The following is a 13,995-nucleotide window of genomic DNA, read 5'->3' on the forward strand; positions in this document are numbered from 1 at the left end:
CCTCCCCCTCTCACGCCGCACCGAGCGTGACCTTGACCAGCCCGGCGGGCCGGCGCACCGCGAGGGCCTTGCGGCGCTCGGCGCGGATGGTGATGCGGTTGTTGGTGAAGTCGTCCTGGTCCGAGTTGGTCGCCTCGACCCGCGTGCCGCCCTTGGTGTAGACGGTCGCCGCCGTGCGGAAGGCGCCGACCAGGACGGTGCCGGCCGCGATGGCCGGGGTGACTACGGTGCGCTTGCCCCAGAGCGGGGGCTCCTCGAGGACGCCGCCGACGCCGTACTGGCCGGAGAAGAAGCCGCCGCCCATGTACTGGCCGTTGCCGTCCTTCTTCAGGCGGAAGGCCTGGTAGTCGACGGGGTTGATGACGATCCCGTCGGCCTCGAGGCCGGCACCGGTGGAGACGGCGGTGATGGCCTGGAAGATCCGGTCGGCGTTGCCGGGTGCCGGGTCGCCGATGACGCCGAGGGACTGGATGCCGGAGCGCTGCAGGAGACCCCGCAGGTTGGTCCCGGTGCCGTTGCCGTTGAGGATCTGGTTCTCGGTGAAGAGGTCCAGCTGGTAGAGCAGCCGGTTGTTGATCGCCGAGGCGAGGAACGGCAGGTCCTCGATGAGCTCGTCGGACTCCTTGATGAAGCCGGCGATCTTCTTCAGCGCGTCGGTGACCGCCGTGGGGTTGGCGAAGTGCAGCTGCGGCTTCGCGCCGTTCTCCGCGACGGTGGTGAAGTCGCCCTCGAGCGCGCCCTCGACGAAGTAGGTGATCGCCTGGCCGCTGATGGTGCCGGAGTCGAGGAGGTCCTCGATGGTCATCCGCCGTCGGACGCCGGTGACGATCGTGGTGTCGACCTCGGTCAGCACCGCGCCGAGGCTGCCGCCGGTGCCGTCGGTGACCTGGACGTCGGAGGCCGCGTTGCGGAACTCCGGGGCGGAGATCGTGAAGCGCGAGCTGCTGTCGGCGTTGGTGAGCTGCTCACGCGCGCTGTTGACGAAGTGGTCGCCGAGCGAGCGCGCGGTGGCCGGGGTCGGGTCGAGCGGGTCGGTGCTGGGCTCGGCGGGCGTGGAGCCGGCCGCCTGGTTGCGCTCGTGCGCCTCCATGCGGGCCAGGTCGGCACGCTGGGTGGTCAGCGCCTGGGCGTGACCGTCGTACGTCGCGCGCTCCTCGTCGGTGAGGCTGCGCTCCTCGGCGCGAGCGGTGGCCATGATCGTCTCCATCTGGTTCCAGGTGGAGGCGATCTGCCCGCGAAGCGTCTCGATCGGGTTCATCGGGTATTCCTTTCGTGAGCAGGGCTGCTCGCCCGGCAGAGGTCTGTCGGGTCGTGTTGGGTTGCGGGGTCAGCCGCGGAGGGTGGCGAGGTGGCGGTGCCAGTCCTCGTCGGCACGGCGTCGGGCCTCGGCGTCTGCGCCGGGCTCGCTGGACTGGTCGGCCAGCGCCGTCGGTGCCGGGTCGGCTTCGTGCGGGTCGGCGACCGTCGGGCTGGGCACCTGGGCCGAGGCGGTGAGCGCGTTGATGGCGGCTCGGTGCGTCTGGGCTCGTGCCGCGGCCGCTGGCTCGGACTCCACGAGCTCGGGCGCTTCGGCGATCCGGTCAACGAGGCCGGCGTCGAGCGCCTGCTGGGCGGTGTACCAGACGGTGCCCTTCATGGTCGTGCGCCAGTCCTCGACGGTGCCGCCCGCCTTGCGTGCGTAGACGCCGGCGATGGTGTCCGAGAGGGTGTCGAGGACGGCCGCGACCTCGCGCATGTCGTCCGCGGTGCCCATGCAGAACCCCGAGCCGTCGTGGACCATCAGCAGGGTGTCGGGGTTCATGACGGTCTCGTCGGCGCCGACGGCGATGACGGAGGCGATCGAGGCGGCTACGCCGTCGACGATGGCCACCACGCGGGCGGGGTGCTGGCGCAGCTGGTTGAGAATGGCGATGCCTTCGAAGATCACCCCGCCAGGGCTGTTGATGTGCAGGTGGATCTCGTTGACGGCGGAGGGCAGTGCGTCGAGGGCGGCCGCGAACTCGCTGGCCGAGACGCCCCAAAACTCACCCCAGTCGTCGACGGGGTCGTAGAGCCGCATGACCGCGGTGGTGCCGTCGACGGTGGTCGCGGGCAGCTCGTTGGTCGCCGAGAGGATCGGGGTGCGGCTCTCGGTGGTTGGCTTCTGGTAGCCGCGGAAGCGGTACACGGGGTCACGGCGCATCGGGGCCTCCAGTCGGGTCGGGCGGGTTGTCAGGGGTGTCGGTGCTGCCGAGCTCGCCCATGTTGAGCGGCCGGTATCGGACGTCGCCGCCTTCGACCGGGCCGAGGTCTTCGTAGGCGCGGATCTCGTTGGTGGAGAGCGCGCCGAGGTCCCACAGCGCCTTGTAGAAGCTCGAGCGCTGGCCCGAGTCGCCGCGGAGCAGCCCCTCGAGCGAGAAGCGGACGTACACGGTGTCGGGCCGCAGGAGCCTGGTGAGTCGCTGCTCGATGCGGGCGAGCCAGGGGCGCAGCGTGTAGGTGACGAAGCCGATGGTCTGCTGCTCGATGCCGGTGCCCCAGGACGTGGACTTCTCGGTGTCGGAGAGCATGTGGGGCGGGATCCCGAACATGCGCGCGATCTCGGACACCTGGAAGGACCGCGACTCCAGGAACTGCGCGTCCTCGGGCGGGATGGTCAGCTGGGTGAACTTCACGCCCTTGTCGAGCACGATGGTCCCGTGCGCGCTCTTGAGGCCGGAGCGCTTTTCGTTCCAGCGGTCCGAGAGCTTGTCGGCCTGGCCCTGGGTGAGTCGCTGCTCGGTCTGCAGGATGCCGGTGGCCAGTGACCCGGAGCCGAAGAGCTTGCCGCCGAACTCCTCGGCAGCCAGGGCGAGCGCCACGCCTTGCCGCGCGGCACGGATGGGCGAGACGCCGCAGATGCCGTCGTAGCCGAATCCAGGGATGTGGAGAACGTCGAGGTCTCCGAGCGTGCGTGCGTTCGAGCCGTCCGGCAGGGGGCCGGTGATGGCGTAGCGCTTGGCTCGGTCGCTCTTGCGGCGCCCGACCTGGACCTGCGAGGGATGAATCGGAAGCAGGTAGAGGACCCGTCCGAAGCCGTCGCGCTGGATGAGCAGGTAGGCGTTGCCCCACAGTGCGAGATGGGCCACGACGAGCTCGAGCCACTCGAAGACCGTGAGGTCGGGGTGGGGGTCGGAGAGCACGCGGGTCGACTGTGAGGAGCTGCCGGCGCGGACCCGTGTATCGCCTTCCTGGCGGTAGGCGTGGATGGGCAGTCCCGCGATGGAGCCGGCGAGCAGAGTGACGGCTCGCCACACCGCGGGCATGGTCAGCGAGCGGGCCTCGGTGACCTTGACGCCGGTGGCGGTCTTGCCGCCGCCGACCAGCTCGATCAGGGAGCTGTCCGTGATGGAGCCGTCTTCGCCGAGATCGATGCTGCCGGTCCATGCGCTGAAGAGGGTCACCGGGGGGTCACCGCCTCGGCGCGGCGGAGGGCGGCGGTCTTGTTGGCCGTGATGACGAGCAGGACGCCTGCGGGCAGCGCGAGTGTGCCCCCCGTGAGGAGCGCGGCCTCCAGCGAGACCAGGGCGGCGCCGACGACCAGGAGTGCGGCGCCGGCCAGGGCGAGGAGGATGCCGAGGAGCTCGGTGACTGCGGGACTCATCGTGGGCTCCTCACCATGCGAACTTCTCGGCGCCGTAGGCGGCGAGGGTTGCCGCTTCGAGCATGGACACGTCTGTAGCGGACTTCCGTCGACCCCAAACCCCGCGGTCACCGACGGTGCGCCAGGTGGCACCGGCCACGGCTTCGTCGAGCTCAGTCGACGAGGGGTGGAGAAGATTGCCGCCGCGGACCTTGTCGAAGAATCTCGAGCACGCTTCGGCGTACTCGTCGAGGGTCACCGTCTCCACGGCGACGTCAGCGTCCTCAAGGTCCTTGAGCAGGTCCTTGGTGGGGCCCTTCTCATCGATCACGATCGCGCAGTCGGTCTTGGCCTGGATTCGTTTCAGCTCCGCCACCAGCCAGGTAACGTCCTCGCGGCGGTCAGTGGCTGCCACGAATACCCGATCGATCGGCTCAGCCTCCGAGTCGTTGGGGTCCTCGAGCACCTCGACGATCGAAGCCGCTGCGATGGAGGCCCACAAGCGGTCCACCGACACAGCCACCCCGATGACAGCCGGCGCTTCGGGCTGCTCAAACGGTTCCCCCGCGCACGCCTCCCACTTGCCAGTGCCGAAGATCGGTGGGACGACATCCGTCTTCGGCTCGTCCCAGAACCCCATGCACTCGCGGAACCACTCGTCGGCGGTGAGTACCTGGCGCACGTTGGCTAGCGTCTCGATCGTGATGCGGCCTGTAGTGAGCGTTGGGTTGGCGTGCTCGATGAGCTCCAACCGATTGGCTACGCATGGGTCGCCGTAGGTGAAGCCAGTCTTGGGATGCTGGCAGTCGGGGTCGGCACAGGGCGGGCGCTTACCGTTGCCCCACTCGAGGTAGGTCATGGCCGGGCTGCTGCCTGCGCGACCGCGTTCCCGCTCGTCGAACAGAACGTCGCTGTCTTCCTTGCCTGGCGAGGATCCCAGCAGCATCTGTGGGTCCTTCTGGGCCAGCATGATCGGCACCAGCGCGCCCATCATCGCGGCCCTGAGCGCGAACGCCTCGTCGAGCACCAGCTTGGGCTTCGCGAGACCGCGACCGCCATCACGGGTCCTGGCCTTGAACCAGACGGTCTGCGGCTGGCCGTCAGGCCCGAGGAGCTCGATCCGCTCCTCGCCGTTGGCGTCGTAGATGCCGTCGTTCTTCTGCGGCAGCATCCGCTTACGAAGGCTGGGAGCACCGAGAAGAACGTTAGCCAGGTCGCGCTGTGCTGCACGTGTTGTGGACATCTCGTGCGCAGACCACACGATCTCCGGGACGTCGAGCACGTAGAACCAGCCGATGACGGCCTGGAGGAAGAGCCCGGTCTTGAGGTTCTGCCTCGAGCAGACAACGCAGAACTCGAAGGTGGCGGGCGAACCGTCAGGCTTGATCGCGAAGATCAGGTCAAGCGCGAGTTCTTGCTGCGGGTCGGGGGCGAAGCCTGCGGCTGCGCAGACATCGGCCACCTCGGGACCGAACGTCTCGATGGGCTCGGGGCGAACCCGAAGGCCGTGGGGACAGGTCCAGTAGTCAGGCTCGACCAGCCGCCGCGCTGAGCTTCTGCTCACGTGCTCTCCTCGCGCGGGTCACTTCGTCATCCTCACGGTCGACCGCCGGCGGGGTGTCTCCGGTGGGCGCGGGCTCCGGGCTGCCTTCGAGCGCCTCAGCGCGGACCGCGCGGAACTCCTTCGAGAGCGTCGAGATCCCAGACTCGTCGGGGTTGGCCAGCTTGCGTGCCAACTGCAGCGTCAGCTGGCCCTCGACGGTGTCGACGACGCCGGCCTTCTCCAACTCCAGGCGTGTGGCGCGCACCAGCTGGTGCTCAGCCAGGCCCTTCTCGGCGTCAGCCTCGACCGACTCAGCCGCGGCCTTGCGCTGACGGGCGGCGCGCGAGCGACACGTCGTCGAGCAGTACTGAGCCCGCGACGTCTTGGCCTCGAACGTCTGGTCGCAACCGCCGCACTTGACGTCCACGTCGCCTCGTTCCCCCGCGATTGCGTTCCGTTGCACTGGTCTCGTCACGATGCGGAGAGAGAAGCCCCGAGACTCCGGCGGTCCTGGACGTGTGGCTGTGAACTTTTGAGGGGCCCTCCCCTGGGTCAGACGACCCAGCGGTTGGCCTTTGGCTTCGCCTCGCGCTTCACGGTGACCGGCTTGCGCCCGCGCTGGCGGTTGCCGCGGCTGGCACCTTCGCTGGTGTTGCACCGGCGGTGGCCCGGGCCTATGACGACGGTGCCGGTCGGGTCGTGGCACAGATGCCAGAGCTGGGTGTTGGCCCAAGCGGGCGGGATCAGTCGGCTGCGCATCTTGCACACAGGCTCAGCGCAGTACGCCTCGCCTGCAGCAACGACGGGCACCCACCGCTTGCGCTCCTGCTGATGGGCCCAGCGGTACTTGGGTTTGGCCATCAGGTCGGGACCTTGACCCGGACGCACAACAACCCGGGCCGCGAGGTCCGGGTTGTGGGGTCGCTAAAGAGGTCGGATTCAGTGTGCACCCTGTTGTCCGTGAGGTCAAGCACTGGTCTGCTCCGGCGCCTCGGCGTTCTCGGTGCGGATGTGCTCGGCGAGCAGCCCGATCTGGGTGACGTCCCAGATCGAGCGGCACTCCACGCAGAAGCCGGCCTGCATCTCAAGGTTGATCCTCAGTCCACCTCGGTGCTCGCACACGGGGCAGGTGTTGAAGGGCCGGTAGGGCGCGCTGTCCCAGCCGGTGATGATGCGGGCTTGGTGCCACCACCGTCGTACGTCGTGCTCGAGGTGGTGGCGCAGGCAGCACCAGGTCCCCTCGTCACGGCGGCCGTGGTCGTGGACGCACCGCTCGAGCCCAGCGTGCAGGCCGTGCAGGCGTGCCAGCCGGGCGATGGTGCCCGAGCCACCGACGGTGAGCTGGGTGTCGAGGTCGATGGTGTCCGAGGGGATGATGCCACCGAGGCGGTCGATCCACTCGCCGGCCTCGTCGTCGATGAGCATGATCGTGTCCAGCGCCTCGATGCGTGCTGCGGGCTTGGACTTCGGGGCGCTGCCTGACTCGCTGTCGGAGCTGGCGGGTGCGGCCCCGAGGAGCTGGTGCACCAGTGCGGGTACGCGGGTGAGGTGGTGCTGTCGCCAGCTGGTCGCACCGGACTGCAGCACGTAGGGCTCGCGGTGTGTCGAAGGCCGGGTCAGCTCGGCGATCATCAGGTGGACGTCCAGGTCGGGGCGCAGGTGGTCGCTCACGATGAGTCGCTCCAGGAGTAGGTCGGCGTGCTGGGGTCGGCGATGATCGGGACGCCGTAGAGCTCGGTCGTCATGCAGGCCACGAGCGCCTCGGTGGCGGCTTCGGCCTCGTCCTCGGGGACCACGACCACGAGCTCGTCGTGCACCGGGAAGAGCGTCGCCTCGCCCCAGCGGGTCTCTCGCCACCGCAGCAGGGCGTCGACCAGGAGCTCGCGGGCGGTGCCCTGGATGCAGTAGTTGGGCGCGGCGTGCGGGGCCCGGGTGGGCAGGTGGATGGTCCGGCCGGAGTAGGCGGGGAACTGGGTGCGTCCGGACTCGACGCCCTCTCGCACCATGCGGGACCACTCGGTCAGCCCGGGGGTCAGGGCGTCCATGGCGTCGATGACGGACTGCGCCACGGGGTGGGTGACTCCGACGCCGGCTGCCACGGCGGCCACTCCCCCGCCGTAGATCCGGCCGAAGACGCCGCGCTTCACGGCGTAGCGCTGGGCCTTGGTGGCCTGGGGGCCGAACGCCAGGCGGGCGACCTCCCAGTGCAGATCGCGGTCGGCGTCGCTCATCAGCGCGGCGAGGCCAGCGTCCTGACTGAGGGCCGCGGCCACGCGCAGCTCCACGCCGGCGAAGTCGGCCGAGACCAGCAGATGACCGGGGTCGGCGGTGAAGCAGGCGCGCATGCCGCCTTCGCGGGAGACCTGCTGGACGTTGGGCCTTGAGCTGGACATGCGGCCGGTGTCGGCGCCGAGGGTGAAGATCGTCGGGCGGGCGCGGCCGTCGCCGCGGGTGACGAGCTCGCGGTAGGGCTCGAGCAGCAGGACCAGCGCGGTGTTGTGGTGGCGGTAGTCGAGCACGGCGCGGACCAGGTCGCCGACGTCGCCCTCAGCGTCCTTCATCGGGTCCAGGACGCCGGCGGCCACCGAGGGCTTGCCGGTCTTCGTGCGGGGCAGCGGAGCGCCGAGGCCGATCAGCGCGGCCCCGACCTGGTCGTTGCTGCCGGGGTTGTCGATGCCGTAGCTGCGCACGTGCTCGGCGTGCCGGGCCCGGGCCTCGGTGTGCTCGGCGTGCAGGCGGTGGACGTGGTCGCCGTCGAGGCGGATACCGCGGTGGCTGACGCGGGCGGTCATGCGCTGCACGGCCCGCTCGCGCTCGAGCACCTCGAGTGCGGGTCGCTCGATGCTGCGGGCGATGGCGGCGCAGTCGAGGACGTCGGAGCCGTCGTAGCGAACCATCGTCTCGGTGCCGTGGTCGACCTGGGCCCAGCCGGAGCGCTCGATGGGCGTGGTGACCTCAGTGTCGGTGAGCCACTTCCCGGCCTTGAACAGCGCCTTGCGGGCCTCGTCGGCCGGCGCGGAGAGCGCCTGGTCGCGCAGCACAGCCTTCGACAGGCTCTTGAGGTCGGCGTCGTTGCCGGCCGAGGCGGGATCGGAGAGCTTGGCCAGGATCCCGGTGTCGAGCATCTTGGCCCAGACGTCCTCGGCGTCGGCCAGGCCGGCGTCCACCAGGGGCACCAGGTCTGCGGTGGCCGAGTGGGCGTGCAGCGCGCGAGCCGCGGCGAGGTGGCGTCGCACGACGTCAGCCTGGTCGGCGGCGTGCGGGTCGAGCACCAGCGCCAGGTGCTCGTTGCCAAGCTGCACGGTGCGCAGGCGAAAGAGCTCGTGACCTACCGGGTAGCCGGTGTGCTCGACGTCGACCGTCAGCGCGCCGTCGCCGGCCTCGCCGGTGATGGTCGCCAGCAGCAGGTCGGCCTCGGCGGTGCCGCACTCGCGGATGGCGCCGTCGCGGGTGAGGACCGCGGGGAGGGTCACCGCGGCGCCGGCCGCCTCGGCGATCGCCGCCAGCCGCTTCTCCTCACGCAGGGCAGCGGCCTTCGCGGTGGCCTCAGCGGACCGCTCGCGCATCGGCTTGGCGGGCGGCTTAGGCATGCCCTCCAGCACGTCGTCGACGGACTGTGTGACGGGTTGAAGCGATTTTCCGGTCGCGGCCTTGTGCGCCTGCGCGCTCGCCTGCATGTACGTAGGGAACTGTTCAAACCCGTCACACCCGTCACCGATCACGGATTCATTGGGGTTGACCTGCGGAAACGTCTGTGACGGGTTGGTCTCTGAACCCGTCACCAACCCGTCACAACCCGTCACCGCACCCCCCGTCGAGCTGTGGACGGGTCCCGTGGATTCGTCCGAGGGGCCCGAATCCACGGAAATCGGCGTTTCGGGCGCCCGACCCGCGGCCGGTGCCGGCGGGGCGTGACGGGTTGCCTCGTCCGAACCCGTCACGGGTCCCATGCCCGGCAGGAAGCCTCCAGAGCGGACCCGCAGCTGCCTGGCCTTGCCGTTGCGCGAGTGCACCGGGAGGTAGCCCAGGCGGGTCAGCACCTTGCCCCACTTCGTGACGCTGGGGACCGTGTCGGGCCTCATCCCGTTGCGCCGGCAGGACGCCACGAAGGCCTGGTAGAGCTCGCTGCTCGAGGTGCCCGGCTCGAAGGGCTCGGTCTCCTCGGCGACCCACGTGGAGATCGGGTCCTGCTCGGCGCCGATGTTCTCGGCGAGGTAGCGGATGCTCTCCGGGGCCGCGGTGACCAGGCCGGTGGAGGGGCCGGCCAGCCAGGCCGCGGCCTCGGCCATCATCGTGGCCAGCACGCCGGGGGCCTCGGTGCGCCAGGCCGTGCTGGAGACGTGCCCGATGGCCGCGCGAGCCAGCCTGATGGCCTCGGGGTCGCCCTCACAGGGGATGAGCCGCGAGCGGGACCGCACGGCCGGGTCGGTGAGCGGCGGCTCGTCGTTGGTGGTCAGCACCAGGGTGTGGCTGGGCCGGAAGGTGATCGGGTTCTGGTTCATCTGGTTGGCCGTGAGCTCGCCGCCGCCGGTGAGCTGCTTGAGCCGCTCCTGGGCCACCCGGCCCTCGCGCGGGCCCTCGTCGATGAAGGAGAGCCGGCGGCCCTTGAGCGCGAACACGATGGAGGCGTGGGCGTTCTCGCCGGCCGGGGTGAGCAGCCTGGAGTCGGCGGCGTGGGCGTAGGAGCCGAGCACGCTCATCAGGAGGTGGATGACCTGCGTCTTGCCGCGGCCGGTCTCCCCGATGAGGATCGGCAGCGCCCGGTCGGCGTAGCCGGTCAGCGCGATCGCCAGGACCCGCACCGCCCAGGCCCGGATCTCCGGGTCGGGCCACACCGCGGCGAGGAACGCGTCCCACAGCGGCGTCGGGCGCTTCTCGGGCGTCACGCCGGCGGTGTGCAGGTGGGGCGTGGCCGGGTCGACCAGCGCCAGCGTCGGGCCCTCGAGGCTCGCGCGCAGGGACCACGGCATCCCGCCGGCCCAGAGCACCTCGGGGTCGGAGTCCAGGTCGGCCAGCGCCAGCGCGACGGGGTGCATCCCGCCGGCCACCAGGCTGTCGATCATCTTGGCCACCGCGCCGGCACCGGCCGCGGTCATGAAGCGGGCCCGGCGCTTCGCGCGCTCGAAGGGGTCGGTGCCCTTCTCGGCGGTGGGGTCGCCGACCGGCATGAGCGGCGCGACCTGTGCGACGGCCCAGGGGCTCAGGCGCTTGTGCAGCTCCCAGCGCTGCGGCGCGCGCAGCAGCCACCCGTCGGAGTCGTAGGCGTAGCGCAGTGCCGGGAAGGTGCGCCCGAGCACGGCCTCGGCCAGGGGCTGGTCGAGCCCGGCGTTGGGGTCGAAGGCGTGGGCGCCGATCACCTGGCGCACGCCGGCCCAGCGCGGAGGCTCGACGATCTGCAGCTCGGGGTCGCCCTCGCCGGGGTCGCCGGGCGCGAGCGGCGGCAGCGGGAAGCCGTCGGCCATCATCAGGCAGGGGTCGGACGGGACCTGGACCTGTCCGACCACGGTGACGGCCTTGCGGGCGGAGGTGAGCAGCATCCGCTCCAGCTCCTCGCCGCGGTCCTCGCCGGCGGTGAGGGTGGCCCAGGCGTCCCGGAGCTCGAGCACGGCGTGCGCGACGCCGGTGTGCCCGCCGGCGGCCAGCTGCACCAGGTGGTGCACGCGGGCGGTCATGGTGTCGTGCCGCGAGCCGGCGTCGGCGCGGGTGAGCTCGTCGGCGGCCTGGAGCCGCGCCGAGGTGATGTCGGCGCACTCGGGGCGCCAGTCGTCCAGCAACTGGTCGAGCAGCGCCTCGCCGCTGGAGCGGTCGGCGGCCGCGGGGCCGGCCAGGGTGGCGCCCTCGGTGAGCCCCTCGACCCAGGCGGGCGGCAGGTCGGGGAACTCGTCGGGCTTGGGCGGCTTGTCGCTGACGGCGCCCGTGGGGTCGTACCAGGCGTAGGGCTGGCCGGCGCCCTTGTGCGGGGACGGCGCGACGACGGCGTAGCGGTGGTGGCGCTGGATGATCTCGACGTCGCTGGTGGTGCCGGTGTCGAGCTTGGTGGCGTAGCGCCGTACCGGGACCCGGAAGAAGTAGATCCGGCTCGGGCCGCCCGGCTCCCGCGCGGTGCTCGACCAGGTCGCCGGCAGGGGACCCCAGCGCTGCAGGAAGTGGCCCAGGGTCTCGGCGCCGTGCTTCTGCACCGTTCCCTTGAGGTACTGGTCGACGTCGATTCCGATGACGTCCTCGGGCATCCGCAGGGCGATCGAGTGGTGCGGGAAGTGAGCGACCCAGTCGACCAGGTCCATCGGGCCGGTGTCGCGCCCGTCGGCGCCGGTGAACCCGACCGGCGGGGGGGTCTTGGTCGCGGCCGGCACGGGCAGGATGCAGGGCCAGCCGGCCAAGGCGTAGTCGGCGACGTGCTCGGCGAAGGTGCGGGGTGCCTCGGTCATGAGGTGGCGTTTGCTCCCTTGGGACGTGGGCGGAGGATCAGGCGTCGTGGTGCGGGAGGCCGAGCAGCGTGCGGATCTGCGAGCGGTTGGTCTGGTCGCTGACCTCGTGGCCGAGGCTCCGGGCGTACTTGCGCCACTCCTCGACACCGGCGTCAGCAGCCGGCGGGCGGTGGCCCATCTCTGCGGCGTTGGCCGCCGGCACCATGGGCCCCGCGCCGCAGACGTGCCGCTCGAGCAGGTCCTGGTCGGCGAAGTAGCGCTCACACAGCCCGCACTGCACCGCCCCCGGGCCGCCGGGCTTCTCGTCCTCGACCGGCTCCCCGGCCGACGCCTCGGGCGCGCGCCACCGGCCGATGGTCTGGCGTACCGTGTTGGCCAGCTTGCTGGTCGAGGGCTTCACGATGGCCTCGATCTCCTCGACCAGCTGGACGAGCACCTCGTGCTTGGCCTGGAGGTCGTCCAGCGACTCGCGCAGCCAGTCGGGCGCCTGCTCCTCGTCCTTGTCCTCCTGGAGGGCGCCGACCAGCTGGCGCAGCGACGCGGCGATCGACTCCAGCGGGTCGGCCCTCTCGGCGTTGACCTCGTCCAGGATCTGCTGCTCCCAGGGAGCCATCCCGTTCTCGGTCTCGTCCTCGTCGGGCTCGCGCATCGCGAGGAACTGCTCGGGGGTGGGGGTCATGGTCATCGGTTCTCCTTGGGGTGGGTCTCGCGGATGTGGCGCTTCTTGTCGCCGAGGACGACGAAGCGCTGGGGGCAAAGCGGGCAGCCGAAGCGGCCCTCGGGCACGGCAGGACGGGGCGTCACTGGATGGGGTCCTCGGCCTCCACGGCGATGAGGTGCTGGACCAGGTCGGCGGGCACATCGATGACGGCCTCGGGCTCGAACGGGTCCCAGCCCTCGACGGGGATCCGCAACTTGACCTTGACCACGATGCAGCCGGGCTGCGGGTCCTCGGGCTTGCGCTGCGTGACCGCGACGACCTTGGCCTCGGACGCGCTGTAGGTGCTGGTCCGGGCGAGACGGACCTGGAGGTACGCGGTCGCCTCGGCGGGGTTGGGCTTGTTGCTCATCGGGTCTCCTTGGGGTGGGTCGATCGGCTGTGGAGCAGGCCAGGTCCGCGTACGGTCCTGGGCGTGACGAAGTGGATGGACGAGATCGGTCCGGTGGGCCCCATGCAGGAGCCGCGCCTGAACCCCAGTGACTTGGACTGGTGGTGGCAGTACGGCTTCGACGGGTTCGTCGGCGGTTTCATTGGCGCGGCCGTAACCGGGCTGGCGGTGTGGCTCACCCTTAGGGCGCAGCGAGGCCAACTGACCGCCACCTTGGAACACGAACGCGAGCAGCTCGCAGCCACGTTCGCCCATGAGCGCGAACAGTCACGGAAGACCGAGCTGCGGCAATCCGTGGTGGCACTCCAGGCCGTCGCGACGCGCAGCATGTTCATGGTGCCTAGCCACGACGAGGCCCCGGGATGGGACGAGTGGGCAAGCGAACTCAGCCGCGCATTCATGCTGGTGAGCGCAAATTCCCGTGGGCTCGCCCCAGCGCTGCACCGGGACATCGATAAGGCGTACTCACTGCTGTACGTCGGCGATACCAATGGAACGGCCAATGCGAAGCAAAGTGCCAAACAATTGAGCGCGATCGCATCCGTATGGCTTGAGGACCCCGAGGGGTATGAGGAGGTAGACGGCATAGCTTGATCGCCGGTCATCGGGTCCAGTCCTTGCTGAGCGGGTCGGGAATCCCGCCGTCGTTGCAGGCGGCGAAGAGTGCGTGGCGGGCCGCGTCCTTGGCGTGGCGCATGCCCTTGGTGGCCTCGAGCAGGCCGGCGATCTCGAGGCGGGCGTCGGTGGCCCAGGGCTTCACCTGGGAGGCCGAGCGCTGGAGGAACCGGCCGCCGAGCCGGCCCTTCTCGGTGGAGTCGTAGTCCTCGAAGGCCAGCCCGAGGGCGCCGACCATGTCGCGGGTGATGGCGCCCGGCTCGGCGCTCTTCATCGACGACCGGCCGACGACGAACCGCTCGACCTGGACCAGCGTCGGGGTGGCGTAGGCCGAGCCGAGCAGCGCGCTGAACACCTCGGCGGCGATGCCGTGTGAGCACTGCACGACCTCGACGCCGACCAGGCGGCCGTCGACGAACCGCAGCTCGACCATGCCCGGGACCGGGCCGGGGTCGACCCCGATGACGCGACGCTCAGCCACGGTCGCCTCCTCGCTGCGTGGGCAGCAGCCCCGCGGTGAAGACGTGCCAGCGTTCGGGGCCGGCGCCGAACTCGATGCACGCCTGCCCGAGGCGCCAGGTGGAGCGCAGCCGCCGCACCTGGTGACGACGCCGGTTCAGGCGCGCGGCCTTCGCCGCCGCGGTGACGGCCTCGGCGTGGGTGTCGTGGGAGCCGATCCACAGCGCGATCACAGGACCC

Annotated in this window: 15 protein-coding genes; 1 reads left to right on the top strand and 14 read right to left on the bottom strand. The window is 70.7% G+C overall.

Going from position 1 to position 13,995, the window contains the following annotated elements:
* Positions 1 to 10: 10 nt before the first annotated feature.
* The 12 genes from E4622_RS09765 to E4622_RS09815 form a co-directional block, all read right to left on the bottom strand.
* Positions 11 to 1,258, bottom strand: a complete 1,248-nt coding sequence (locus tag E4622_RS09765; RefSeq protein ID WP_134740003.1) for a phage major capsid protein — start codon at positions 1,256 to 1,258, stop codon at positions 11 to 13.
* Between the two features lie 69 nt (positions 1,259 to 1,327).
* A complete protein-coding gene (locus E4622_RS09770; protein ID WP_134740004.1) occupies positions 1,328 to 2,182 on the bottom strand; it encodes a head maturation protease, ClpP-related in 855 nt (284 codons plus the stop codon).
* Entirely contained in the window at positions 2,172 to 3,422 is a 1,251-nt protein-coding gene (locus tag E4622_RS09775) for a phage portal protein (RefSeq protein WP_209021861.1), read from the bottom strand. The genes E4622_RS09770 and E4622_RS09775 overlap by 11 nt, the downstream gene beginning before the upstream one ends.
* Entirely contained in the window at positions 3,419 to 3,622 is a 204-nt protein-coding gene (locus E4622_RS09780; protein WP_134740005.1) for a hypothetical protein, read from the bottom strand. The genes E4622_RS09775 and E4622_RS09780 overlap by 4 nt, the downstream gene beginning before the upstream one ends.
* Before the next feature lie 10 nt (positions 3,623 to 3,632).
* Positions 3,633 to 5,165, bottom strand: a complete 1,533-nt coding sequence (locus E4622_RS09785; RefSeq protein WP_134740006.1) for a hypothetical protein — start codon at positions 5,163 to 5,165, stop codon at positions 3,633 to 3,635.
* The gene (locus E4622_RS09790) at positions 5,128 to 5,571 is read right to left on the bottom strand and encodes a hypothetical protein (protein ID WP_134740007.1); all 444 of its coding nucleotides are present in this window, start codon (positions 5,569 to 5,571) and stop codon (positions 5,128 to 5,130) included. Before E4622_RS09790 ends, E4622_RS09785 begins: the two co-directional genes overlap by 38 nt.
* Before the next feature lie 125 nt (positions 5,572 to 5,696).
* Positions 5,697 to 6,005 carry a hypothetical protein gene (locus E4622_RS09795; RefSeq protein ID WP_134740008.1) on the bottom strand — a complete coding sequence of 103 codons (309 nt, stop codon included), beginning with the start codon at positions 6,003 to 6,005 and terminating at the stop codon, positions 5,697 to 5,699.
* A 105-nt stretch (positions 6,006 to 6,110) separates the two neighbouring features.
* Positions 6,111 to 6,815 (bottom strand): hypothetical protein, encoded by a 705-nt coding sequence (locus E4622_RS09800; protein WP_134740009.1) that lies wholly within the window; start codon positions 6,813 to 6,815, stop codon positions 6,111 to 6,113.
* Positions 6,812 to 11,572 carry a DNA polymerase gene (locus E4622_RS09805; protein WP_134740010.1) on the bottom strand — a complete coding sequence of 1,587 codons (4,761 nt, stop codon included), beginning with the start codon at positions 11,570 to 11,572 and terminating at the stop codon, positions 6,812 to 6,814. The genes E4622_RS09800 and E4622_RS09805 overlap by 4 nt, the downstream gene beginning before the upstream one ends.
* A 37-nt stretch (positions 11,573 to 11,609) precedes the next feature.
* Positions 11,610 to 12,257 (bottom strand): hypothetical protein, encoded by a 648-nt coding sequence (locus E4622_RS09810; protein ID WP_134740011.1) that lies wholly within the window; start codon positions 12,255 to 12,257, stop codon positions 11,610 to 11,612.
* Positions 12,254 to 12,376: a hypothetical protein gene (locus E4622_RS23320; RefSeq protein WP_280633751.1), complete on the bottom strand. Its 123-nt coding sequence runs from the start codon at positions 12,374 to 12,376 to the stop codon at positions 12,254 to 12,256. The genes E4622_RS09810 and E4622_RS23320 overlap by 4 nt, the downstream gene beginning before the upstream one ends.
* Entirely contained in the window at positions 12,373 to 12,642 is a 270-nt protein-coding gene (locus tag E4622_RS09815) for a hypothetical protein (RefSeq protein WP_134740012.1), read from the bottom strand. Before E4622_RS09815 ends, E4622_RS23320 begins: the two co-directional genes overlap by 4 nt.
* A 63-nt stretch (positions 12,643 to 12,705) precedes the next feature.
* Between E4622_RS09815 and E4622_RS09820 the strand changes: the two genes are divergently transcribed.
* A complete protein-coding gene (locus E4622_RS09820) occupies positions 12,706 to 13,275 on the top strand; it encodes a hypothetical protein (RefSeq protein ID WP_134740013.1) in 570 nt (189 codons plus the stop codon).
* 7 nt (positions 13,276 to 13,282) lie between these two features.
* On the opposite strand, the gene E4622_RS09825 is transcribed toward E4622_RS09820, so the two are convergent.
* On the bottom strand, positions 13,283 to 13,777 hold the full coding sequence (locus E4622_RS09825) for a hypothetical protein (protein WP_134740014.1): 495 nt from the start codon (positions 13,775 to 13,777) through the stop codon (positions 13,283 to 13,285).
* Positions 13,770 to 13,988, bottom strand: a complete 219-nt coding sequence (locus E4622_RS09830) for a hypothetical protein (protein ID WP_134740015.1) — start codon at positions 13,986 to 13,988, stop codon at positions 13,770 to 13,772. Before E4622_RS09830 ends, E4622_RS09825 begins: the two co-directional genes overlap by 8 nt.
* Positions 13,989 to 13,995 lie beyond the last annotated feature (7 nt).

The sequence above is a fragment of the Nocardioides sp. 503 genome (assembly GCF_004522095.1).
Lineage (GTDB): Bacteria > Actinomycetota > Actinomycetes > Propionibacteriales > Nocardioidaceae > Nocardioides.

Excerpts from the sequence above, each read along its gene's own strand:
- E4622_RS09765 (WP_134740003.1), bottom strand. The coding sequence starts at position 1,258 with ATGAACCCGATCGAGACGCTTCGCGGGCAGATCGCCTCCACCTGGAAC.
- E4622_RS09770 (WP_134740004.1), bottom strand. The coding sequence starts at position 2,182 with ATGCGCCGTGACCCCGTGTACCGCTTCCGCGGCTACCAGAAGCCAACC.
- E4622_RS09780 (WP_134740005.1), bottom strand. The coding sequence starts at position 3,622 with ATGAGTCCCGCAGTCACCGAGCTCCTCGGCATCCTCCTCGCCCTGGCC.
- E4622_RS09795 (WP_134740008.1), bottom strand. The coding sequence starts at position 6,005 with ATGGCCAAACCCAAGTACCGCTGGGCCCATCAGCAGGAGCGCAAGCGG.
- E4622_RS09805 (WP_134740010.1), bottom strand. The coding sequence starts at position 11,572 with ATGACCGAGGCACCCCGCACCTTCGCCGAGCACGTCGCCGACTACGCC.
- E4622_RS09810 (WP_134740011.1), bottom strand. The coding sequence starts at position 12,257 with ATGACCATGACCCCCACCCCCGAGCAGTTCCTCGCGATGCGCGAGCCC.
- E4622_RS09815 (WP_134740012.1), bottom strand. The coding sequence starts at position 12,642 with ATGAGCAACAAGCCCAACCCCGCCGAGGCGACCGCGTACCTCCAGGTC.